We start from the raw sequence: 22,601 nt of genomic DNA, 5'->3' as shown, positions 1-22,601 counted from the left end.
TGCCCGTGCGATGCCCGGCCGTGCGCGTCGTTGTCGGGCACCGATGATCGTGTGGTTTCAGTATCGGCCCCGAATTTGAAATGAGTCAAATGCATTTTGGTGCTTACATGGTGTGGCAGAATGGTTCCCGCTATGGCCTTCATCTACGACATTCGCGCGAATCTCACGATGCTCGTCGACCTCCTCAACACCTCCGGGGACGTCGCCGTCGACGGCGACGAGCTGACGACAGCCGCACAACTCCGCGAATTCGCGGCTCGCCACGACTTCTCCGGGCCCCTGACGGCCACGAGGAGCGACGTCGAGGAGACGCTGCGACTGCGAGCGCGGTTCGCCGCCGCACTGGACTCGAGCATCGACGCGGAGGGCGAAGACGCGGTCGAAACGGCGACTTCGGCGGTCGTCGATGAGATCAATCTCACACTGAGCGACTCGGGTTCCGTGCCGCAATTGGTCAAACACGACAACTGGGACTGGCACCTGCACGCCACGGGCGCGCAGGCTAGTCTCGCCGACCGGGTCGCCGCCGATGTCGCCCTCGTCCTCATCGACCTCATCCGCTCCGGAGACCTCGATCGGCTGGGCCGCTGCGCCGCCGAGGACTGCCGCGCCTATCTGGCCGACTTCAGCCGCAATCGCTCGAAGCGCTTCTGCGACACCGGCAACTGCGCCAATCGCACCCATGTCGCAGCGTTTCGCGCCCGGCAGACCGAATCAGACTGAGGCACACAGCCATGTCACTGCAGCCCCTGCCGATCACCGGCCTCCGGAAACTGGCCTGCGGCTTGGCCGGCATCATCGCCACGACGAGCATGGCGGTCGGCTTCGCCCTCTCACCAATGACCGTTCTGCTGACCATCCCCGGCGAGAAGCTCAGCGCGAACCTTCCCCTCTTCGGCATCACTCTCGCGGCGACGCTCGCGTTCATCCTCATCGGGCAGGTGCTCATCCGCGCCGCGCTCGGTCGGTTCCGCACCGGGGGCAGCCTCGCACGATTCTTCCGCTATCAGCTGGCGGCCATCGGCTTCGGCGCCGGACTGGGCCTCTGCTTCACCCCTGCCACGCTGTCGGCACCACCCGGGTGGTGGGTCGCCTCCATCATCGCGGGCGTCGCACTCTGCCTTCTGTCGCTGCTGGCGTTTCGCGGCACCCGTCGCTCAGTCCTGCACAGCCCAACTCATCCGAACATCACGTTGACCGAAGGCATCGTGGTCGACCACTGGTGGGGCGCGCCCCCTCTAAGCGCGACCGCGCAGTTGGCAACCGTCCGGTTCGTCGACGAGTCCGGCCACGCGAGGTTCACCCGACACCTCATCCAGCAGAGCCCGACGGTGCTCGGCACCATGGGTCAGGTGCAGTACGACCGCCGCTTCCCCCGCCGCGTTCGGCGCTTCAGCATCCCGACCAGGCGTTCTCCCGGATAGAGTCGCACTCCCTCCGGACCGCGGCGAAGATTTCTGACCTCGAGCTGACCGCAGCCATCTTTTTCGCTGAAATCATCCCATGATTCCTGAGAACGACGACTCCGATCGGGATCGAAATCGACTTTTCTGAGAGTTTTCTTGTGAGGCAGTTCACATTCACGTTCAGGATACCTCCAGCCGACTCCCAGAAATGGCCCTCAGACTGGTCACATGACTACAGCACAGAACGATGCCGACATCGAAGCCACCCTGCTCGTTGTCGATGATGAGCCCAATATCCGCGAACTCCTGTCGACCAGTCTCCGCTTCGCCGGCTTCGACGTCGTCTCCGCCGCAAACGGCGCCGAGGCACTGCGTCTGGCCGAGCAGACCGACGTCGACCTCCTCGTCCTCGATGTCATGCTCCCGGACATGGACGGCTTCACCGTGACCCGCCGTCTGCGCCAGATCGGCATGAACGCTCCCGTCGTGTTCCTCACCGCCCGTGACGACACCTCGGACAAGATCACCGGTCTGACCGTCGGCGGTGACGACTATGTGACGAAGCCCTTCAGCCTCGAAGAGGTCGTGGCCCGCATCCGCGCCGTCCTCCGCCGCACCCGCAACCTCGAGGACGAAGAGAACGCCGTCATCGTGGCAGGCGACCTCGAACTCGACGACGACACGCATGAGGTCCGCCGATCCGGCATCCTCATCGACCTCTCCCCCACCGAGTTCAAGCTGCTGCGCTATCTCATGCTCAACACGAACCGCGTGCTGTCGAAGTCGCAGATCCTCGACCATGTGTGGGAGTACGACTTCGGCGGGGACACCGGAATCGTCGAGTCCTACATCTCCTACCTGCGTCGCAAGATCGACATCACCCCGGAGACCGACGCCGCCGGCCACCCGGTCGAGATGGAATGGACTCCGATGATCCAGACCAAGCGCGGGGTCGGCTACATGCTGCGCACACCGGAATCCAAGTAGTCGTCCAAGCAAGGACGATAGATTACATACGTGGCAAAAGAATCCCGTCCCACCCGTCCCGGCTTCTGGGAAGAATGGTCTCTGACCACCAAGCTGCTGGCCATCATGATGCTGCTCATGCTGCTCGTCCTCACGGGGACGAGCGCGTGGGTGTTGGAGAACCTGCGCGACAGCCTCGTCCAACGCACCGATGAACGTCTCATCAGCGCGTCCGAGACCCTGGCGAAGCAGGCCTACCGTGATGTGTTCCAGCCGGCCGAACTCCAGTCCGGTTCGGGCGATGACAGCGCCGAGGATGCGCCGTCGTCGACGACGATCGATTCGAATTCCTGGGATCAGCTCAAGAGCCTCCTGCCGGGAGGCTTCTATGTGCAGTTCTACAACACGGACGGCGATCCGATCCGGGATCCCGTCGCCCCGGAGCCGCAGAATCAACCGATCCTTCCGAAGATCGACGAGAAGGAAGTCTATGCCCGGGCCGGCGAGCCCTTCACCGTGGCCGGGACGAGTTCGCAGTGGCGGGCTCGGGCGATGAAGGTGAAGAACACCGACGTGCTCGTGTCCATCGCCGTGCCCTTCGACCGCGAGGTCGACAACATCAACGAACGCGCCCGCAACACGATGATCGGCATCGGGCTGCTGGCTCTGGCGATGGTCGCCGGCGTCGGCTATTGGGCGATCAACAACACGTTCCGGCCGCTGCGCGACATCGAGAAGACCGCGTCGCGGATCGCCGCCGGTGATCTCTCGCAGCGGGTGCCCAGCTATCCGCGCAACACGGAGCTCGGGCGCCTGTCGGCGGCGCTGAACACGATGCTCGGACGCATCGAGGACTCCTTCGACGGGCAGACGCGGTCGGAGAAGCGCATCCGCCAGTTCGTCTCCGACGCCTCACACGAGCTGCGCACTCCTCTGGTGACCATCCGCGGCTATGCGGAGCTGTACCGACAGGGCGCGATCACGAAGTCCGAGGACGTCGCGAATGCGATGGAGCGGATGGAGTCCGAGGCCAAGCGCATGGGTGTGCTCGTCGACGATCTCGTCGTGCTCGCCCGTCTCGATGAGCAGCGTCCCGCCGAGATCGGTCCCATCGACCTGCACAAGGTCGTCCGTGATGCCGCTGCCGATGCGGCCGCACAGGCCCCGGATCGCGACATCAGCTTCATCGGACTCGATGGTGAGGATGCGCGTCCGGTGCCGATGATCCGCGGTTCCGAATCGAAGATCCGCCAGGTCATCGTCAACCTCGCCGGCAACGCGGTGCGCCACACCCCCGAGCACGCCGCGATCGAGTTCGCCGTCGGCGTCGTCGGCCTCCCCGAGACCACCGATACCGGCGGTGCGGACAGCGGAGAGATCCGAGAAGGCGCGGCCAAGGGCCAGAACGGTCGCAGCGGGGCAAAGGAGAAACCGCGTGAGCGCGGTTTCGTCACCGGCGGGGTCCGCATCTTCCGCCGAGGCGACTCCACCGGCAGCGACCAAGCAGACACCCAACCCACCCCACAGACCGATCCGCAATCGGCCCCGCAGACCGGACCCCAGCAGGCCGCCCGACCGACAACGCCGTCCGGCGCCCAAGCGGGAGACCAGCCCGGCGCGCAGACGGGTGAACCGTCGACGGCGCAGACAGGTGCGTCGGAGCCGGCGGGCATCGTGCCCGATGTCACGGCGGCCGGCTCGATCACGGTCGATGATTCGCTGCGCGGGTTCCCCAACGGTCGGGTCCGCTTCGAGGTCCGCGACCACGGAGACGGCATCGACCCCGAGGCGGTGCCGCGGATCTTCGAACGCTTCTACCGTCTCGACGTCTCCCGGACCCGGGACACCGGCGGTTCAGGTCTGGGCCTGTCGATCGTCAAGGCGATCGTCGAGAACCATCACGGCGCGATCTCCGTGCACGAAACTCCGGGCGGCGGTGCGACCTTCCGCATCGACCTGCCCATCTCCGAATCCGGCGGCCCCACTGCGGATACACGAAAGGACGAGCGATGAGCGACAACAGCAATCCCCAGAATCCGGATGAGGGATCCACCGAGGGCCGTCGTGGGCCGAGCGCCGGCGGCCACCGGGGATCGTCTGCGGAGGTTCCGCGCACCTTTCCCAACGCGTCGCAGTCCTCCGGACCGGCCCGGGTCAGCCCACCGGTGACCCCGCCGGAACGTCGCTCCGACTACGCCCCCACTCAGGCGCAGAACCCTGTGGACGACGCTTCTCGCCGAGGCGGCTCTTCGTCCCAGCCGCCCGCCGGCCCCCAGTACGGCCCCACTCATCAGCAGGGCTCTGCGCAGCAGCAGAACTCGCCCTACCCGCAGCAGTCAATGCCCTACGGTCAGGACGAACGGCGGCCCGCCACCGGGCATCAGCCCGGCACTCAGCAGCCCGGCTATCCGCAGCCCGGCACTCAGCAGCCCGGCTATCCGCAGCCCGGCACTCAGCAGCCGGGCTATCCGCAGTCCGGCACCTATCAGCAGGCGTCCTCCCCGCAGCCGAGTTCCCCGCAGCCGAACTATCAGGAGCAGGGCGGCGGGCAGCCCCACCCCCACAGTCCTCAGTACGGGGGTGCTCAGTACGGGGATGCTCAGTACGGCGGATCGCAGCATGGTGGAGTCCCGCAGCCCGACGAACCGGGAGCCACGCAGACGAACCACGTCTACGCCGCCCCAGGAACTCTGCAGACAGGCGTCGGCTCCCAGCCGATGAACCCCTCCGGGCAGCCGGGATTCTACGGTGGACCGGGAGGCTCGGGGCCGTACGGGCCCGAGCAGCCGCCTCGGCGAGAGAAGAGGGGCCCCGGCTGGGGTGCGACGATCGCGATCGCGGCCATCGCCGCCCTCCTCGGTGGCGGTGCCGCGTTCGGCGGCAACTATGCGCTCTCGGCGCTGCAGGGCGAGGAGCCGCGCAAGGTCGCCGAACAGACGATCGAAACGCCGGACTGGACCCAGGTGGCCGAGCAGACTTCGGAGAGCGTGATGTCGATCCAGGTCGGCGCAGGCGGCCAGGTGGAGGGTCTGGGTTCGGGTGCCCTCTATGACGATCAGGGCCACGTCATCACGAACAATCACGTCGTCGCTCCTGCGGACACCCCGAACGGAGAGATCGCCGTGACGATGAAGAACGGTGAGACGACGAAGGCGAAGATCGTCGGCCGCGATCCGTCGACGGATATCGCCATCATCAAACTCGAACAGGTCCCCGACGGCGTGAAACCGTTGGACGTCGGTGATTCGAAGAAGCTGTCCGTGGGCGATCCGGTGATGGCGCTGGGCAACCCGCTCGGGCTCGCCGATACGGTGACCACGGGCATCGTCTCTGCCCTCGACCGGCCCGTGTCGACGGAGAACATCGGCGAGGATGCGACCTCGCAGGAGAAGGAGCTGACGATCACGAATGCCATCCAGACGGATGCGGCGATCAACCCGGGCAACTCGGGTGGTCCGCTCGTCAACGGCGATGGTGAGTTCATCGGGGTGAACTCGGCCGCGGCGTCGCTGAGCCAGGCCGGCGAAGGACAGCAGTCGGGGTCCATCGGCATCGGCTTCGCGATCCCCGCCAACCAGTCAGTGATGATCGCCGACCAGCTCATCGCCAACGGCAAGGCTTTGCACCCGTTCCTCGGCATCACACTGACAGACGGGCACATCAACAGCGGCGGCATCACCCGCGGCAGCGCCAAGGTGCAGTCCGTCCAGGGCGGATCACCCGCGGCCAAGGCCGGCATCAAGGACGGCGACGACATCGTCGAGGTGGCCGGAACCAAAGCGAACAACGCCATCGCCCTGCGCGCGCTCGTCCGCGCCCAGCCGGTGAACTCGCCCGTCGAGGTCACCGTGGTGCGCGGCGGTCAGGAGCAGAAGCTCGATGTGACGCTCGTGTTGAAGTAGTCGCGATCGGGTCGGGGCGGGCCGCGACTCGGGCACACGGACCTGAGGATCGCGCCGCGACTCGACCACGACGAGGGTGTGGACAGCGGTCGGCTGTCCACACCCTCTTCCTGTGCCCTTGGCGCCCGTTGACCGCGTGATGACACTGGTCTCATCCCTGCCGACCGCCGCGGGGCATCACTGACCATGAGGAGTCATCATGAGCTTCGAAGTCGACGCCGAACGCGTCCAATCCGCCGCCACCGCCACGGCAGGCACCTCCCGCAACCTCGTCTCCGAATCCGACACGATGCTGCGCAACCTGCTGGCACTGCAGGAATGCTGGCGCGGCAGCGCTGCCCAGAACTTCCAGGCCGTGATCAACCAGTGGGAATCCGCGCAGAAGCAGCTGATGGAGTCACTGAACTCCATCCACGGTGCACTCAACACCGCGGCCCGCCAATACTCCGAAGTGGAAGCCGCGAACTCGCGCCTCTTCGCTCCGTGAGAAACGACTGTTTCGCTGCGTGAGAAGCGGCTGCGCTCCCGCAGCTGAGGCCACCGCACGTCTGGTGCAGATCCCTGCCATCACGCGGTCGAAGTCTCCTTGTACTCGTGACCGGCATCTGGCAAACTATCAGCCTTTCTTAGTAGGCTGAGAGCGATAGTTCGCGGCGGTGTTGGCCAAGAATCTCCGGATGGGAGTGGATCGGCTCGGCAGCGTCGGGTCAAACCAATGCAGGAGTCGACTACGGATGAGCATCTTCCAACGGATCGCGACGATCTTCGGCGCCAAGGCCAACAAGGCTCTGGACAAGGCCGAGAACCCCAACGAAACCCTTGACTATTCGTACCAGAAGCAGCTCGAATTGCTGCAGAAGGTGCGTCGCGGCGTCGCCGACGTCGCGACCAGTCGCAAACGTCTCGAACTTCAGATCAACCAGCTCGAACAGCAGCAGGACAAGCTCTCCGGCCAGGCGCAGAAGGCCATGGAGATCGGGCGTGAGGACCTTGCTCGCGAGGCACTGACCCGCAAGTCCGGACTCACCCAGCAGATCACCGATCTGCAGTCCCAGCACGAAGGCCTCCAGGGCGAGGAGCAGAAGCTCACGCTCGCCTCCCAGCGCCTCCAGGCCAAGGTCGACGCCTTCCGGACGAAGAAGGAGACCCTCAAGGCGACCTACAACGCCGCCGAGGCGCAGTCGAAGATCGGTGAGGCCTTCTCCGGCATCTCCGAGGAGCTCGGAGACGTCGGCATGGCCGTCCAGCGTGCCGAGGACAAGACCGCCTCGCTTCAGGCTCGCGCCGGTGCCGTCGATGAGCTGCTCGCCTCGGGCGCCCTCGAAGATGTCACGGGCACGGCCAAGGACGACATCACCTCTCAGCTCGACGCGCTGTCGAGCGACAGCGATGTCGAGGTGGAGCTCCAGCGGATGCGCGAGTCCCTGCCGGCCGGTTCCGAGAAGGAGCAGAAGTCGCTCGAGGGTGAGGAGCAGCAATGATCATCCGCATCATGGGCGAGGGTCAGTACGACGTCAACAATGTCGACCAGGACCTGCTCCAGAAGTACGACAACCAAGTCGAAGCCGCCGTGGCTGCCGGTGATGAACAGGCCGCTCGGACCGCGCTTTCGGCCCTGCACGACTACGTGACCGGCAACGGTCAGCCGGTCGCCGATGACTACCTCGGTTCGTCCGAGGCCGTCATCCCCTTCGTCGACGCCACACTGGCCGAGATCGCCGAGCTGCTCACCGGTGAGGGCTTCATCCCCGATCCGGCCTGAACAGCAGAATCGTCCACCGATGCACCCGGCCCATCGTCTTCGATTGAGATGATGGGCCGGTTCTGACATACCCAGAGAGGAACTACGATGAAGAGTCGCTTCGTCAAAGACAACGGACTGACCATGCGGATGGGATGGACGATCTTCCTCAACGGGCTCATCTATGTCATCCTCATCCTCGCCATCTGGTGGATGTTCGGCGGAAGCGTCTCCGGCGTCATCATCGCCGTGCTCATCAGCGCCGGCGCCTTCTTCTTCCAGTGGTACTTCTCCGACTCGATCGCGATGAGAGCGATGGGTGCCAAGGAGGTCAGCCCCGAAGAGGCACCCGAACTGCACACGCTCGTCGATCGGCTCTGCCAACTCTCCGACGCGACCAAACCGCGAGTGGCGGTGTCGAACTCGGCCATCCCCAACGCCTTCGCCACCGGCCGCTCACCGGAGCGCTCGGTCGTGTGCGTCACCCGCGGCCTGTTGGAGAAGCTCAACCGCGAAGAGGTCGAAGTCGTGTTGGCCCATGAGCTCTCCCACGTCGCTCACCGCGACGTCACAGTGATGACGGTTGCCGGAGTCACCGGAGTCGTCGCCGCTCTGATGATGCGCGCCGGGTACTACATGAGCTTCGGGCGCTCGAACAACAACAGCAACGGCGTTCCCATCCAACTGCTGTTCATCCTCGTCGGTGCCGTTGTCTACGGTCTGTCCTTCGTCCTCATCCGCAGCCTCTCACGCTACCGCGAGCTCGCCGCCGACCGCGCCGCTGCCATCCTCACGGGTGCCCCCTCGACGCTGGCCTCGGCGCTGACGAAGCTCAGCGGAGACATGAGCAAGATCCCGGAGAAGGACCTGCGCTCTTCCGCCTCGGCGAACCACTTGGCGCTCATTCCGGCCATCAGCGGCAAGGCCGCGTTCGGTCAGCTCTTCTCCACCCACCCGTCGCTCGAAAAGCGTCTGGAACAGCTGTCGAAGATCTCCGCGCAGCTCTCCCGCCCTGAGTGACCCTCCACCGCACCACTCGCGACCACACCACCCCCGAACTAGGAGTTCCATGGGCTTCTTCGACGCACTGCTCGGCCGCACCAAACCGAAGCGCGCCAACCTCGACGACCTCTTCGCACTGCCGCCTGCCGCGCTGACCCTGCAAGCGGCCACCGGCTTCACCCCGACCGGAGTCGGCGCTGTTGCCTTCCGCCAGGTCGAAGGAGCCGCGTTCCAGTCGGCGGAGTCCGAAAGCGTCGCCCTCATCGGTTCCGACCCGGCCGCCTCGGTGCGACAGGAGAACGACGGCTATGGGTTCACCTGGCAGGTCGTGTCGGATGAGAACGCCGAGGTGGTCAACCTCGTGACGAACATCCACGCCGTGAACTCGGCGCTGGTCAGCCAGGGCTTCGACACGATGCTGCTGTGCACCACCGCGTACTTCGTCCACCCCGACGGACGCCGGATGGCACTGGTCTACCAGTACAAGCGCGGCACCTTCTACCCCTTCGTGCAGTTGGGGCCGAAGCAGCGGGACAACCCCTTGGAGATCCAGGTCAAGGGGGTCCTCTCCGGCGAGCTGCCCTTCGAAGAGGATACGTCGAACTGGTCGGCACTGTGGGACGCCCCGGGTATGAACGACACTCCAGGCGCTCCCGAGCTGCAGTAGGCATTTCAGCTGCAGTAGGCAGTCCCAGTCCGAAGGCAGGGTCCCGTCCGAGCGCTGGGTCCAGTCCGAAGGCAGGGTCCCGTCCGAGCGCAGGGTCCCTAAGGACAGACAGTTGGAGGGCGTCCCCGCGGGGACGCCCTCCATTCACATCAGAAACTAGTCTTCAGACAGGTTCGTCGGGTCCGGCTGTCTGCTCGTCAAACCGGTTCGTCGGGTCCGGCTGTCCGCTCGTCGAACAGGTTCGTCCGGCTCGTCAGGCGAGTTCGTCAGTCCTGTTCGGCACTGATCTCGATGACTTCGCCGAGAGCTTCGACGCGGTCGCCGGGGCGGATAATCGCACCGCGGCGGGTCTCGACCTCACCGTTGACGGTGACCTCACCGTCGGCGATCATGTCCTTGGCCATGGCACCGTGTTCGGCCACACCGTGGAGTTTGAGCAGCTGACCGAGCTTGATGGACTCGCCGCGGATCTCGATCGTATCCATCAGAAGTCGAATCCTCCGGAGTCGAAGCCGCCGCCGTCGCCGCCGAACAGGCCGCCGCCATCACCACCGTCGCCCCCGAAGAAGCCACCGCCGTCACCGCCGCCCATGTCTCCTCCGGCGTCGCCCATGTCTCCTCCGTAGGCACCGTCCCAGCCGCCGCCCATTCCGCCGAAGAGCATGGCGCCCATGAGAACGCCCGGCAGCAGACCGGAACCGGCATAGGAGTTGAAATAGCCGCGGTTGTATTCGGCATAGGCCGGACCGGCCTCCCAATAGGCGCGGCGGGTGTGTCCGTCACCGGTGACGACCTTGCGCACCATCGGTTCGGCACCGACAGCCACGCGTTCGGCGTCTGCGGCGCACACGGGCACGGGGCGCAGCTGGCCTCCGGCCGGAGCCCAGTCGATGTCCTCGACCGAGGGTCCGTGCTGCGGATTGAAGAAGCAGGGCGGTCGACGCACGGGAAGGGGTTCGCCTTCGACCCGGGCCCGCACGCACTTCGCGGCATAGCGGCCGTCCTCGAGCGCCTCGGTGACGTGCCGGATATCGGTGGGCTCGTCGACCTTCGCGAGAGTCTCCTTGGCGATGTCGTAGGAATCCAGCGCCTGCTTGTAGTCCTGTGCCCCACCCGTGTCGAGGTCGACTCCCGCGGTGATGAGATCGAGTTCTGCGACCTCTTCCCCGAAGGAGGTGACGTCCTCTTCGGCGGTCTTCTTCACCTGCTGAAGTTCGGCGGCGTGCAGTTCCCGCTGACGCTGCTTCTCCTTACGGTGACCGACGAAGAATACTGCCCCGAGAACCACGAGCAGCAATAGGAATACCGTACTCACGATCTATGCCTCCCCGGCTGTCTATGTCCTCGAACAGTATGCCTGACTAATCTGACAGGCGTCTGAGCCTGGGCCTGACATCCACTCAGTCCCGAACCGCGCTCAGACCAGCGCGAACACACCTTTGACCAGGGCGGCGACTCCCCCGCCGAAAGCCAACACGAGCATGCCGATCCGTGCGATCGACACGTCGATGTGCCGGGCGAGCCGATCGCCGCCGACCAGTCCTGCCACGAGCACGACCCCCAATGCGATCCAGGTGAACGGCTCCAGGTGCGGCCACACCCCACCGTGGACGATCAACTTCATCACCACCGCCGAGGCGGTTCCCACGACGAGGAACGGCTGCAGAGTCGCCGCGAAGGACCGCTGCTCCCATTTCGTCAGCACCGCATAGGCGCTGACTGCCGGTCCCCCGGCTCCGGCAGCCGCCGACATCGCACCCGAGAGCAGGCCGGCTCCCATGCGGGTGCCGATGTTCGCGGGAATCCGGCGCCCGAACCTCCCCAGAGTCAGAGAGCTGATGAGGGAGACGATGATGAGCAGACCGATGAGGATCTGCAGCGGTGGGGTGGGCAGGACCGAGGCGAGGAGCGCCCCGGGGATCGTTCCGATCACCGCGCCCAGGGCCAGGTGGCGGAAGGACGGCCAATCCACCTCGGCGAAGGTCCGGGTGAAGACCGAGAACGCGGCGACGATCCCGCAGATGTTGACGAGGATGATCCCGCTGAACGGATCGAGGAGAAGAACGAGAAACGGGCCGCTGACCAGGCCGAACCCCATCCCGGTGACACGTTGGGACAGGGCACCGAGGAAGACTGCGAAGAGGATGAGCACGACCACGGGTTCCACTCGGTCGAGTCTAGTCCAGCCCGATTCCCGGCTGATCCTCAGTCTCACCGCTGACCGCGGGGTTAGAGTATTCACCATGAATGCCAGTCCCCTCTGGTCGCGATTCAGCGCAGATCCGCGATCGTATGGGCAGGTCCGAGCCTCCGATGCCGATCGCGCGGTCGTCAGTGATGTCCTCTCGGAGGGTTATGCCCTCGGTCAGCTCGATGTCGAGGAATTCGATGAGCGCACCGAGGCGGCTGCGAAGATCAAAACGCTCGGTGAAGTCCCCGCGCTGATCGAGGACCTCGTCCTCACCGACCCTGCCGAAGTCGAACCGGGCACGCTCGACGAGACGGGCGCAGGCCCTGGCGCGTCTCGAAGAGGACCGGGTGCCGATCACGCCGGAGCAGATCGATGCAGCGGCGCAGAAGTACTATCGGGATCGGGTGCGCCGGGCCCTGCTCGGCGCCGTCGCGGGTCCCGTTGGGATCGTGCTGGCGATCTGGGCGTTCTCATCGATCGTCTCGGGGCAGGTCATCTTCTTCTGGCCGATCTTCGTCATCGTCCCCATGCTGTTGGGCGGATTGGGCCGGATCGCGCACAAGGACGAGATCATCCGCAATCGGAAGAAGGAGCTCACGCGCCGGGCCCGAGCCCACCTCGGTGACGCCGAGGCCCGACGGAAGCTCGAGCAGAGTGAGACGCCCGAGCGAGACTATGAAGCCGAGTTCGGCAGGGGGCTGCAACCGCCGCATCCGCCCCACCCGCCGTACTCCCCCGGTCAGATCTCACGTCGGGATGAGAGGCGCCGGCGCAGGTCGCGGCACCGGCATCACCGCGACAACCCTTGGGACTGAACTCAGGCAGTTCGAGGGCGACCGGCTGCGGCAACGGCGGCTGATCGCCCGATGGCCGAGGGACCTTCGCTGGAGGATCAGGTGCGTCCTAGGTCTGGAAGATTCGGATCTGCGCAAAGGCCTCCGCCTTGTGCGTGGTGAACCACATGGTGTGCGAGAAGTGACGCAGATCGTTGCTGTCGGCCTCGGTCTGCCAGTAGCCCCAGGCGGCTGCGGCTTTGCCGTGGGTGATCGCCGCTTCGAGATGACCGGTCTCGGGCACATGAGCGGACAGGGCCAGCAGCGCATCGACGACTTCGGCCCGGCCGGTGGCGGTCTCCACCGTGCCCATCCGCATGATCTGGAGGACGCAGTCGTCGGCGACCACCTCGGCGAGGGGATCCCGTGCGCCGGCGAACAGGTGCTCTTCGAAGCGGGCGACAAAAGTGTTCTTCGGGCTGTTTCCGCAGGAATCGGTGCCGGTGAAGGTCATGGGCCCAGCCTAGGCGTGCCGCGCGGGGGTGACAATGCTGCGGGCATGAAAAAGCCGTGCCGGCGCCCCTGGGGGCACCGGCACGGCCGATCGAGCAGCGGGGGCTATCAGAAGCCCATGCCGCCCATTCCACCCATGCCGTCCATGCCGGCAGCTGCGTCTGCACCTGCTCCGGCCTTTTCGGGCTTGTCGGCGACGACCGACTCGGTGGTGAGGAACAGACCGGCGATCGAGGCGGCGTTCTGCAGAGCAGAGCGGGTCACCTTGACCGGGTCGTTGATGCCGGCGGCCAGCAGGTCCTCGTAGCCACCGGTTGCGGCGTTGAGACCGAATCCGGGTTCGAGGTTGGCGACCTTGTCGGCAACCACACCGGCTTCGAGGCCGGCGTTCGTGGCGATCTGCTTGAGCGGGGCTTCGATGGCAACCTTGACGATGTTGGCACCGGTGGCCTCGTCTCCCTCGAGTGAGAGGTCGGCGAAAGCGGCCTTGCCCGCCTGGATCAGGGACACGCCGCCACCGGCGACGATTCCCTCTTCCACAGCAGCCTTGGCGTTGCGCACGGCATCTTCAATGCGGTGCTTCGTTTCCTTGAGCTCGACCTCGGTCGCGGCTCCGGCCTTGATGACTGCAACACCGCCGGCCAGCTTGGCCAGACGTTCCTGCAGCTTCTCACGGTCGTAGTCGGAGTCCGAGTTCTCGATCTCCGCGCGGATCTGAGCGACCCGACCGGCGATCTCCTCGGCGTCTCCTGCGCCCTCAACGATGGTGGTCTCGTCCTTGGTGATGACGACCTTGCGGGCGGTGCCCAGCAGATCGGTGGTCACGCCGTCGAGCTTGAGCCCGACTTCCTCGGACACGACCTGGCCGCCGGTGAGGATGGCGATGTCGGCGAGCTGAGCCTTGCGGCGGTCACCGAAGCCCGGAGCCTTGACGGCCACGGACTTGAAGGTGCCCTTGAGCTTGTTCAGCACCAGGACGGCCAGGGCTTCGCCCTCGACGTCTTCGGCGATGATGAACAGGGGCTTGTTGGACTGCTGGACCTTCTCGAGGACCGGCAGCAGATCCTTCACATTCGAGATCTTGGAGTTGACGATGAGGATGTAGGGATCCTCAAGGACAGCTTCCTGACGATCGGTGTCGGTGACGAAGTAACCGGAGATGTAGCCCTTGTCGAAGCGCATACCCTCGGTCAGTTCGAGCTCGAGTCCGAAGGTGTTGGACTCTTCGACGGTGACGACGCCTTCCTTGCCGACCTTATCGATGGCCTCGGCGATCAGTTCGCCGATCGCAGGATCTCCGGCGGAGATGCCGGCGGTCGCGGCGATCTGTTCCTTGGTCTCGATGTCGATGGCGTTCTTCAGCAGCACACCGGTGACAGCTTCCACTGCCTTTTCGATGCCGCGCTTGAGGCTGAGCGGATCAGCACCGGCTGCCACGTTGCGCAGGCCTTCGCGGACGAGAGCCTGAGCGAGCACGGTAGCGGTGGTGGTTCCGTCGCCTGCGACGTCGTCAGTCTTCTTAGCGACTTCCTTGACGAGCTCGGCGCCGATCTTCTCGTAGGGATCCTCGAGTTCGATCTCCTTGGCGATGGAGACACCATCGTTGGTGATGGTCGGTGCGCCCCACTGCTTTTCGAGCACGACGTTGCGACCGCGGGGTCCAAGGGTCACCTTGACCGCGTCCGCAAGCTGGTTGAGTCCAGCTTCGAGTCCTCGACGAGCTTCTTCGTCGAATGCAATCATCTTTGCCATAGCGGCTTAGATCCTCCCTGATGGAGTGGAGTGGGAAACCAGAGCAGTCGTCAGCGCCCGCGACGGCAGAGAGTGTGCCCGCATGTTCCATTCCACATAAGGACCACGCTCTCGAGACAACTGATGGGAACCCATCGGTTTTCACCACTACTAGATTTAGCACTCTCACCATGCGAGTGCAAATATTCGTCGCCCGCCAAGATGGACGAGAACAGTTGAGATCCGCGAGTTGTCGGCCCACGGTGAAGGCACAGAGGGCAGTTCGGCCCAGCGCGAAACGGTGGCGCGGGCCGATTGCGAGAGGCCCACTCAAAGTCGAGCAGCACGGTTTCAAACATGTGCTGTTCAACCCGAACCGTGCCGAATCGAATCTCCCGCCCTGGAGGACCCTTCCCACGCGGGCACTGAAAAGCGCCGAGCAGTTGCCTGCTCGGCGCTTTCCCCGTGCGATTGGTGCCGGTCGACCCGAAAGCCGTTCCGACGCCCCGCCGCAGCGGATCAGAAGACTGTGTTGATAGCAGTCAGTCTCAGAGGAGGGTGACGGACTCCGCCTGAGGACCCTTTTGTCCTTCTCCGACTTCGAACTGAACCTGCTGGCCCTCTTCGAGAGAGCGGTAGCCGTCCATCTGGATTGCGCTCCAGTGAACGAACACGTCCTGGTTGTCGCCTTCAAGGGTGATGAAGCCGTAGCCCTTTTCAGCGTTGAACCACTTGACGGTACCTTGTGCCATTACTTCTCCATACAGTGCAGTGCCATTGAAATCCCGTACTTCAGCCGCGATCGGGCGACCGCATCTGGAATACGGAAGCTGGCAAAACTCAACCGACCCCGCGACTTCTCTCATTGACCTCGGGAGAATAATCTCGGTGAAGCACGAATAGAACACAAGGTGCTGTGCTTGCCTAGCTGGTGCAACTCTACCGCAGGCATGCACCCCACCCCGGGCCGCTCAACACTGTTATAGATTCGTTACATAAGAGTTTTCGCCCAGTTCACACCAGGGGTTGCGGTCAAAGGACCCGACCGACCGGCTCGGACTATTCCGAGTCCCCGCCTTCGCTGGGCTCGGGGCCGCGATCGGCGATGTCCGAACAGATCACGACAGTGACATCGGCGTCGAAGTCCTCAGAGGCCTCCGTGGCCGAAACGCCCAGCGATTCGGCGACGAGCTTCGCCTGCGAGGCGTTCTCCTCGCCCTTGTAGTACACGGTCGAATCGGTGAGGTTCGTCGAATAGTTGCCGACCTGGCCGAGCTTCCAGCCCTTCTCCTCGACCGCTTCGGAGAACTTCTTCGCAGCGCCCGAGACGCCGGAGCCGTTGAGGACATCGACGGTGATCGAGTCGTCGGCGACGCTGACTTCGCTTTCGCTCGGTGAGGGTTCGGCAGAGGTCGACTCCGATGCCGCGGGGTCCTCGACCTTGGATTCGGGGTTGCCCATCGACGAGACGATGATGTTGATGGCAGCCACGACGAGGAGGACCGCGACCAGCGCGAGCACGATGACCAGCGAGATGGCGCCGATGTTCGACGACGCCGCGGACTCCTGTCGATGGGCACCGCTGCGCCGGCCGGGCTCGATCTCGTCGAATTCGTCGGTCATGTCTACCTCGAGACGCGGGCTTGGGCGCGCTCGCTCTGCCGCGTGCTGCGGATCCGGCGAAGGCGCTTGACCAGCATGGGGTCGCTGGCCAGAGCTGCAGGGTTGTCGAGAAGCGAGTTCAGGATCTGGAAGTAGCTGGTGGCAGACATGTCGAAGCGCTCACGGATCGCGTGGTCCTTGGCACCGCCGTATTTCCACCACCGCCGCTCGAACTCCAAAACGGCCACCTCGAGCTCGCTCAGTTCTGAGGTGTCGTTGTTCGACGGCATAGAGGGTGTGCTCCTTCGAGAGATGTCTGTGCTTCTATATTATCGCCCGATCGACGGGACTGAAATTCCCGGCGCGCCGATCGGGCTGTGACCTCGCTCCCCACCGGGGTGAAAACGGCGTCACCCCGCCGCCCGGCATCTGTGCGATGACCGTTGCGACGGGGTGAGGAACCGGACCTTCGCGCCGATGGAGGCGATTCAGCGGATGCGGATGTTGACCTGCTTGATCTGGGTGAAGCCCTCGAGCATGCCCTCCAGCGATGCCTCGCGGCCGAAGCCGGAGGTCTTCATTCCGCCGTAGGACTGGCCGGCCAGCTGGCCGCCGCCCTGGTTGACCTGGACCCAGCCGGACTCGATGCGGTTGGCCATGGTCAGCGCCGCATCGACATCCTTGGTGAAGACGAAGGCCGCGAGCCCGAAGTCCGAGTCGTTGGCCATATCGATGACCTCGTCGATGTCCTTCCACGGGATGACCGAGAGGACGGGGCCGAAGATCTCTTCGCGGCTGGTCTGCCAATCGTTCTTCGCCTTCGAGAAGATCACAGGGGCGTGGTAGAAGCCGGGCTCGCCGACCTCGAGGGAATCGGAGCCGTCGTAGGCGATCTCCACGCCGTCCATCGATTTGCCCATCTCGATGTAGCTGGAGACCTGGTCGTACTGCTTCTGATTGATGATGCAGCCGATGTCGGTGTCCTCGTCGCGGGGGTCACCGACCTTCATCTTCGAGACGGCATCGACGAGCTTGGACAGGAAGTCGTCGTAGATGTCCTCGTGGAGGAACAGGCGCGAGCCCATCGTGCACGACTGGCCCTGGCGGGCGAAGCGCGTCGACAGGAGCACCTGGTCGAGGGTGTCCTGGTCGTTCGAGTCGGGGAAGATGATATTCGGGCTCTTGCCGCCGAGCTCCATCGACGAATGCGCGAGACGACCGCCGGCCACCTCGGCGACGTGACGGCCGACGCTCGTCGAACCGGTGAACGAGACCTTGTCGACATCGGGGTGGACGTTGAGCGCCTCACCGATGACCGAACCCTTGCCCGTGACGACGTTGAGCACACCGGCGGGCAGGATGTCGGCGATGATCTCGGCCATCTTGAGGATCGTCAGGGGTGCGTCTTCGGCGCACTTGAGCACGATCGTGTTGCCGGCGGCGAGCGCGGCAGGGGTCTTGAAAGCGGCGATCATCAGCGGCGAGTTCCACGGCAGGATGCCGGCCACGACGCCCAGCGGCACACGCTTGGTGTACTGCAGCTGCTTGTCTCCGGCGGGCAGGGTGTTGCCCTTGATCTCACCGGCGACTCCGCCCATGTAGCGGAACAGGTCGGCCAGGGTGATCGTCTCCGGCCGAGCCTGCGTACGGATCGCGTTGCCGGTGTCGATGGCAGTCAGCTGAGCGAGTTCCTCCGACGCCACTTCGAGAGCATCGGCGCAGGCCAGAAGCTTCTTCTGGCGTTCCTTGAACGGCACGGCGGCCCACTCGGGGAAGGCCTTCCGCGCGGCCTTGACGGCACGATCCGCGTCGGCCTCCTTGCCGTTGGGCACCTTGGCGATGACGACGTTGCGGTCGATCGGGGTGATGACATCGGTGGTGTCACCGTCAGCGGCGTCGACCCACTCGCCGCCGATGAGCATCTTCCAGTTCCTGGCCTCTGGGAATTCCGGCATTTCGGTCCTTTCGTTCAACGATGAACTTCTTAGGGCGAGCATAACGTGTGCGCTCGGCGAGCAATACACCGGCTCAATAGGCGATCGCGCACACCCGATCTGCGCTTCGTGCACACTCGCGCACCTTCACCGAGGCGGGGCCGACGACCCCGGCCCCTCCCCGAGGCGGCCCGACCTCTCCCACCTTCGCCGAGGCGGCACGTCCGTTCTCGTCACTGTCCTCGTTACACTCGTGCCCATGACGTCGACACCTCCGATGACCGAGATCATGTCCCCCGATTGGGCTCAGGCCCTGGCCGGAGTGGAGGAGCGCATCCATAAGATGGGCGACTTCCTCCGCGCCGAGCTCGCCGCCGGCCGCGAATATCTGCCGTCCGGGGAATCCGTCTTCCGCGCCTTCGCCGAACCGCTGTCCCAGGTCAAGGTCCTCATCGTCGGTCAGGACCCCTATCCGACGATCGGACATCCCATCGGCCTGTCCTTCGCCGTCGACCCCGGTGTCCGGCCGCTGCCGAGATCGCTGGGCAATATCTACAAGGAGCTCGAGGCCGACCTCGGCATCGCGCCGGCACCGCATGGAGACCTGCGGGCGTGGTCCCGGCAGGGGGTGATGCTGCTCAACCGTGCGCTCACCGTCGCTCCCGGGCAGCCGGCCTCCCACCGCGGCAAGGGGTGGGAGGAGATCACGGAGCGGGCGATCGTGGCCCTGACGGAACGGGAGCAGCCGCTCGTCGCGATCCTCTGGGGCCGGGACGCTCGCAACCTTGCGCCGCTGCTGACCTCGGGCACCGCCGAGGTGGCCATCATCGAATCCCCGCACCCCTCGCCGCTGTCGGCCAGCCGCGGGTTCTTCGGTTCCCGCCCGTTCTCACGCACGAATGATCTGCTCGCGCAGAAGGGGATCGCGCCCATCGACTGGGCGCTGCCGCCTCAGGACTGATCCGCCCCGGGCTCGGGCTGCGCCTTCGTCGACACGGTCGGGATCTTCCCGGTCGTCGGGGTCTTCGCCGCACCCGGCTGGACCGAATCCATCACGGCCGTCGACGGCTCATTGCTGCGCACCGAGGCAACGGTCTTCTCCGCCGAGCTGCGGCTCTTGAGGTTCTTCAGCGGCAGCGCCAGGTAGCTTCCGAGCACGGCGCCGACGGCCAGGGCCGCATTCGCGAGGATCGCGGTGAACAGTGAGGACAGTCCCACGGCGAAGGACACGTTCTCCGAATCCGAGGCGATCTGGTAGACGGCGGTGAAGATCGACAGACCCTGGAGCAGGGTGTAGATGCCGGGAATCATGAGCACGATGGCCGGTGCTCCCAGCCGCAGAGCCAAGGGCCTCGAGAGGAATCCGGTGACGGTGGCGGCGAGGAGACTCGCGAGCACATTGTCGATGTGCAGCAGCGTCAGCGTCATCATCGTGATGTGCGAGGCCAGACCGACCAGGGCAGCGGGCAGGATGAACCGACGCCGGGCCGACATCGCCACGGCACCGGACATCGACACCACGGCGGCGGCGACCATCGACAGGATCGCTGTGACCACGTGCGGACTCGTCTTCGGCACAAGGACTTCGATATGGCTGAGCCCGATCGCCTGTCCGCACACGACTCCCAAGGCGATGCCGGAGACGATGCCGGCCAAGGCCATGAACACGCCGACCACCCGCCCGGCCGCGGTGAGAGGGAAGTTCGTCAGCGCGTCTTGGACCGCCGAATACAGCGATTGGGTCGGCAGGAGCAGGACGATGCCGGCGGCCACGAGGTACTGCGGCGAGTTGATGATGCCGATGTCGCCGGCGATCGTAGCGATGAGCGTCGCCGAGGCGGCCTGCGCCGCGGTGATGAAGAACGAGGGCAGATGGGTCCGGCCGAGCAGTTTGCCGAACTGGAAGACGACGATGGCCATGACGATGCCCAAGGGCACCGCGACCGGTCCTCCTCCGAGCAGCAGGACGAGCGCACCGACCATGAGTCCCCAGGCACCGGTGACGAACCATTGGGGAAACGGTCGCCGCTGAGACCGGATCGCGTCGAGGCGGCTGCGGGCCTCTTGGAATTCGAGACGACCGTCGACGAGGTCGGTGACGAGCTTGTGCACCGAGGCGAGCTTCGCGAAATGCGTGGACTCGCTCCGGTTGACCCGCATCACGGTCATGAGTCGGCCGTCGGAGGTCGAATAGTGCACGACCAGGGTGTTCGAGGTCAGGTCCACCTCGACGGTGGCCAGACCGCACGCGGTGCAGGCGGCGATCACGGAGACTTCGACATCACTGGTGCCGGCGCCGGCGCGCATCATCATCGCCGCGATGTCGGCGGCGAGGTCGAGGACCATCCTCGCTTCGTCCTCGCTCGGTTCGGTCGCCTGCACCGGTGCCTGGTACGGGGTGCCTTTGAGCGCGGTGACGATCGGCACCGGCTGCGTATTGGTCGTGGTGCCGGAGACGAGTTTGCCGACCGTGCGCCGGGCGACTCGCTGTGCGATCCGCTGAGACGCACCGAGGTGGTCGGTGCGCGGCTTGGACCGTCCGCTGCTGCGGTTCGATTTCGCGGCTTTCGCGGCCGCGGCCTTCGCAATGTCCTCGGGCAGGGGTTCCGGCGAGGATTCCCGCAGTTCGGCCAGGCGCTGCAGACGGGTGCGTTCGAGCAGCTCCCGCAGGGCATGGGATCCGGCTTCCGGGTTGCCGGCGACTACCGGGGACGGCGACGACCCGCGGACGGGACCGGGCGCGGTCGGTTCATCGACCCGCACCTCGGCGGTGGTGGCGTCTTCGAGATTCTCGTCGCTCACGGCTCGCAGATGAGTGTCGGGCCGTGTGGGTCGGCGACGTTCGCGGTTCCCGTCCCGGCGTCGAAGTCGAAGACTCGGCGACCGGAGACGAACACGGTCTCGGCACGCGAGTCGAGGTCGAGCGGGTCGCCCGACCAGATGACGATATCGGCGTCGCGGCCGACGGCCAGGGACCCGAGGCGGTCCTCGAGTCCGAACATCGCGGCCGGGTTGATCGTCAGGGCTTCGATGGCGACGACCGGGTCGAGTCCTTCCTTCACGGCCAGCGCGGCCTCGTGGATGAGGAAGTTGATCGGGATGACCGGGTGGTCGGTGGTCAGGGCGATGCGCACCCCGGCCCTGGCCAGGGCCGCTGCGGTGGCCAGGGTGCGGTCGCGCAGTTCGACCTTCGAACGCGAGGTCATCAGGGGGCCGAGGATGACGTCGATGCCCTTGGCGGCGATGTAGTCGGCGATCTTGTGGCCTTCGGTGCCGTGGTTGATGATCAGCCGGTACCCGAATTCCTCGGACAGGCGGATGGCCGTGGCGATGTCGTCGGCACGGTGGCAGTGCTGGTCCAGGGCGAGCTTTCCGTCGAGGATGTCGGCCAGGGTCTCCTTGACCAGGTCACGGTCGAACGGTGTGCCCTCCGCTTCGGCGTGGGCGCGTTTGGCCTGGTAGTTGCGGGCGTCGACGAAGGCGTCGCGGAGGATCTTCGCGGTGCCCATCCTCGTCGAGGGGGTCGTCTTCTTCTCTCCGTAGACGCGTTTCGGGTTCTCCCCGAGTGCGGACTTCACGGACAGGTCTTCGCTGATGAGCATCTCGTCGACGATGCGTCCCCAGGTCTTGACGAAGGCGGTGCGGCCGCCGATGGGGTTGCCGGACCCGGGTTTGATGAGGGCGGAGGTGACGCCGCCGCGCAGGGCGTCCTTGAACCCGAGTTCGGTGGGATCGATCCCGTCGAGTGCACGCAGACCGGCCCCGTTGGGATCGGTCATCTCGTTCGTGTCATCACCGGACCAGCCTTCGCCGTCCTCATGCACGCCGAGGTGGCCGTGGGCTTCGATGAAACCGGGCAGGACCCAGCGTCCTCCGGCATCGATGACCTCGGTGTCCGACGGCAGGTCGGCGGTGTCGACGGAACCGGCGACCACCTCGGCGATGCGGCCGTCGGTGACGGTGAGCGTACCCGATTCGATCGCCTCGGCGCGGTGCCCGTGCGCATCGGCGACGGGCACGATCCGTGCGTTGGTGATCACGAGATCTGTGGCGGCGGGGACCGGAACCGAACGGTACATTGTGCTCCTAGCAATGGGGACGGCGGCGTCGTCTGGCTGCGGAAACGAGTCTACGCCACTTGACGTTTCGCTCGGGTCACTCCGCCGCCCTCGT

Annotated in this window: 23 protein-coding genes and 1 pseudogene; 13 read left to right on the top strand and 11 right to left on the bottom strand. The window is 65.3% G+C overall.

What is annotated here, in order from left to right:
- Positions 1–132 precede the first annotated feature (132 nt).
- From ACQE2J_RS03805 to pspAB, 10 genes are all read left to right on the top strand, one after another.
- Positions 133–723, top strand: coding sequence for a CGNR zinc finger domain-containing protein (locus tag ACQE2J_RS03805; protein ID WP_135539126.1), 591 nt, complete (start codon positions 133–135; stop codon positions 721–723).
- 11 nt (positions 724–734) lie between these two features.
- A complete protein-coding gene (locus ACQE2J_RS03800; RefSeq protein WP_135539128.1) occupies positions 735–1,424 on the top strand; it encodes a hypothetical protein in 690 nt (229 codons plus the stop codon).
- A gap of 210 nt (positions 1,425–1,634) precedes the next feature.
- Positions 1,635–2,393, top strand: coding sequence for a response regulator transcription factor (locus tag ACQE2J_RS03795; RefSeq protein ID WP_135539130.1), 759 nt, complete (start codon positions 1,635–1,637; stop codon positions 2,391–2,393).
- A 30-nt stretch (positions 2,394–2,423) separates the two neighbouring features.
- Positions 2,424–4,385, top strand: coding sequence for a sensor histidine kinase (locus tag ACQE2J_RS03790; RefSeq protein WP_135539132.1), 1,962 nt, complete (start codon positions 2,424–2,426; stop codon positions 4,383–4,385).
- Positions 4,382–6,274 carry a trypsin-like peptidase domain-containing protein gene (locus ACQE2J_RS03785; protein WP_135539134.1) on the top strand — a complete coding sequence of 631 codons (1,893 nt, stop codon included), beginning with the start codon at positions 4,382–4,384 and terminating at the stop codon, positions 6,272–6,274. The genes ACQE2J_RS03790 and ACQE2J_RS03785 overlap by 4 nt, the downstream gene beginning before the upstream one ends.
- A 199-nt stretch (positions 6,275–6,473) precedes the next feature.
- Positions 6,474–6,761, top strand: coding sequence for a WXG100 family type VII secretion target (locus ACQE2J_RS03780; RefSeq protein WP_135539135.1), 288 nt, complete (start codon positions 6,474–6,476; stop codon positions 6,759–6,761).
- Between the two features lie 247 nt (positions 6,762–7,008).
- The gene (locus ACQE2J_RS03775; protein ID WP_426937107.1) at positions 7,009–7,755 is read left to right on the top strand and encodes a PspA/IM30 family protein; all 747 of its coding nucleotides are present in this window, start codon (positions 7,009–7,011) and stop codon (positions 7,753–7,755) included.
- Positions 7,752–8,036, top strand: coding sequence for a PspA-associated protein PspAA (gene pspAA / locus ACQE2J_RS03770; protein WP_135539139.1), 285 nt, complete (start codon positions 7,752–7,754; stop codon positions 8,034–8,036). The genes ACQE2J_RS03775 and pspAA overlap by 4 nt, the downstream gene beginning before the upstream one ends.
- Positions 8,037–8,123: 87 nt before the next feature.
- Positions 8,124–9,035, top strand: coding sequence for a zinc metalloprotease HtpX (gene htpX / locus ACQE2J_RS03765; protein WP_135539141.1), 912 nt, complete (start codon positions 8,124–8,126; stop codon positions 9,033–9,035).
- Positions 9,036–9,084: 49 nt separating this feature from the next.
- Positions 9,085–9,684, top strand: coding sequence for a PspA-associated protein PspAB (pspAB, locus tag ACQE2J_RS03760; RefSeq protein WP_135539143.1), 600 nt, complete (start codon positions 9,085–9,087; stop codon positions 9,682–9,684).
- 266 nt (positions 9,685–9,950) lie between these two features.
- Here the strand turns inward: pspAB and ACQE2J_RS03755 are convergent, their stop codons facing one another.
- From ACQE2J_RS03755 to ACQE2J_RS03745, 3 genes are all read right to left on the bottom strand, one after another.
- The gene (locus ACQE2J_RS03755; RefSeq protein ID WP_135539144.1) at positions 9,951–10,169 is read right to left on the bottom strand and encodes an RNA-binding S4 domain-containing protein; all 219 of its coding nucleotides are present in this window, start codon (positions 10,167–10,169) and stop codon (positions 9,951–9,953) included.
- The gene (locus ACQE2J_RS03750; protein ID WP_135539145.1) at positions 10,169–10,999 is read right to left on the bottom strand and encodes a hypothetical protein; all 831 of its coding nucleotides are present in this window, start codon (positions 10,997–10,999) and stop codon (positions 10,169–10,171) included. Before ACQE2J_RS03750 ends, ACQE2J_RS03755 begins: the two co-directional genes overlap by 1 nt.
- Positions 11,000–11,101: 102 nt before the next feature.
- Complete coding sequence (locus ACQE2J_RS03745; RefSeq protein ID WP_135539147.1) at positions 11,102–11,851, bottom strand: TSUP family transporter; 750 nt, start codon at positions 11,849–11,851, stop codon at positions 11,102–11,104.
- Here ACQE2J_RS03745 and ACQE2J_RS03740 point away from each other — a divergent pair.
- Positions 11,829–12,080 (top strand): annotated as a pseudogene (locus tag ACQE2J_RS03740) (DUF1707 SHOCT-like domain-containing protein); the annotation flags it as partial. The gene ACQE2J_RS03745 and the pseudogene ACQE2J_RS03740 sit on opposite strands and share 23 nt — an antisense overlap.
- 142 nt (positions 12,081–12,222) lie before the next feature.
- Positions 12,223–12,690, top strand: coding sequence for a hypothetical protein (locus ACQE2J_RS03735; RefSeq protein ID WP_426937541.1), 468 nt, complete (start codon positions 12,223–12,225; stop codon positions 12,688–12,690).
- 88 nt (positions 12,691–12,778) lie between these two features.
- On the opposite strand, the gene ACQE2J_RS03730 is transcribed toward ACQE2J_RS03735, so the two are convergent.
- The 6 genes from ACQE2J_RS03730 to ACQE2J_RS03705 all read right to left on the bottom strand — a co-directional run bounded on the left by ACQE2J_RS03730 (position 12,779) and on the right by ACQE2J_RS03705 (position 18,449).
- Positions 12,779–13,162 (bottom strand): hypothetical protein, encoded by a 384-nt coding sequence (locus tag ACQE2J_RS03730; RefSeq protein ID WP_135539150.1) that lies wholly within the window; start codon positions 13,160–13,162, stop codon positions 12,779–12,781.
- Positions 13,163–13,269: 107 nt separating this feature from the next.
- On the bottom strand, positions 13,270–14,913 hold the full coding sequence (gene groL, locus ACQE2J_RS03725) for a chaperonin GroEL (protein WP_135539152.1): 1,644 nt from the start codon (positions 14,911–14,913) through the stop codon (positions 13,270–13,272).
- Positions 14,914–15,440: 527 nt separating this feature from the next.
- Entirely contained in the window at positions 15,441–15,644 is a 204-nt protein-coding gene (locus ACQE2J_RS03720; protein ID WP_025780447.1) for a cold-shock protein, read from the bottom strand.
- Between the two features lie 307 nt (positions 15,645–15,951).
- Positions 15,952–16,515 carry a LytR C-terminal domain-containing protein gene (locus ACQE2J_RS03715; protein WP_135539154.1) on the bottom strand — a complete coding sequence of 188 codons (564 nt, stop codon included), beginning with the start codon at positions 16,513–16,515 and terminating at the stop codon, positions 15,952–15,954.
- A 2-nt stretch (positions 16,516–16,517) separates the two neighbouring features.
- Entirely contained in the window at positions 16,518–16,784 is a 267-nt protein-coding gene (locus ACQE2J_RS03710) for a DUF3263 domain-containing protein (protein ID WP_135539156.1), read from the bottom strand.
- A gap of 198 nt (positions 16,785–16,982) precedes the next feature.
- Entirely contained in the window at positions 16,983–18,449 is a 1,467-nt protein-coding gene (locus ACQE2J_RS03705; protein ID WP_426937106.1) for an aldehyde dehydrogenase family protein, read from the bottom strand.
- A 238-nt stretch (positions 18,450–18,687) separates the two neighbouring features.
- On the opposite strand from ACQE2J_RS03705, the gene ACQE2J_RS03700 reads away from it, so the two are divergent.
- Positions 18,688–19,389 (top strand): uracil-DNA glycosylase, encoded by a 702-nt coding sequence (locus ACQE2J_RS03700; protein WP_426937105.1) that lies wholly within the window; start codon positions 18,688–18,690, stop codon positions 19,387–19,389.
- Here ACQE2J_RS03700 and ACQE2J_RS03695 read toward each other — a convergent pair.
- Together ACQE2J_RS03695 and ACQE2J_RS03690 are read right to left on the bottom strand one after the other, a co-directional pair.
- The gene (locus tag ACQE2J_RS03695) at positions 19,380–21,230 is read right to left on the bottom strand and encodes a threonine/serine ThrE exporter family protein (protein ID WP_426937104.1); all 1,851 of its coding nucleotides are present in this window, start codon (positions 21,228–21,230) and stop codon (positions 19,380–19,382) included. The two genes, ACQE2J_RS03700 and ACQE2J_RS03695, sit on opposite strands and share 10 nt — an antisense overlap.
- Complete coding sequence (locus ACQE2J_RS03690) at positions 21,227–22,507, bottom strand: amidohydrolase (protein WP_425119910.1); 1,281 nt, start codon at positions 22,505–22,507, stop codon at positions 21,227–21,229. The genes ACQE2J_RS03695 and ACQE2J_RS03690 overlap by 4 nt, the downstream gene beginning before the upstream one ends.
- Between the last annotated feature and the right edge of the window lie 94 nt (positions 22,508–22,601).

The organism is Brevibacterium sp. LE-L, from assembly GCF_050214925.1.
In the GTDB taxonomy this organism is placed as follows: Bacteria; Actinomycetota; Actinomycetes; order Actinomycetales; family Brevibacteriaceae; genus Brevibacterium.
The sequence above is the reverse complement of the archived record's forward strand: the minus strand, read 5'-3'. Positions and strand labels throughout refer to the sequence as shown.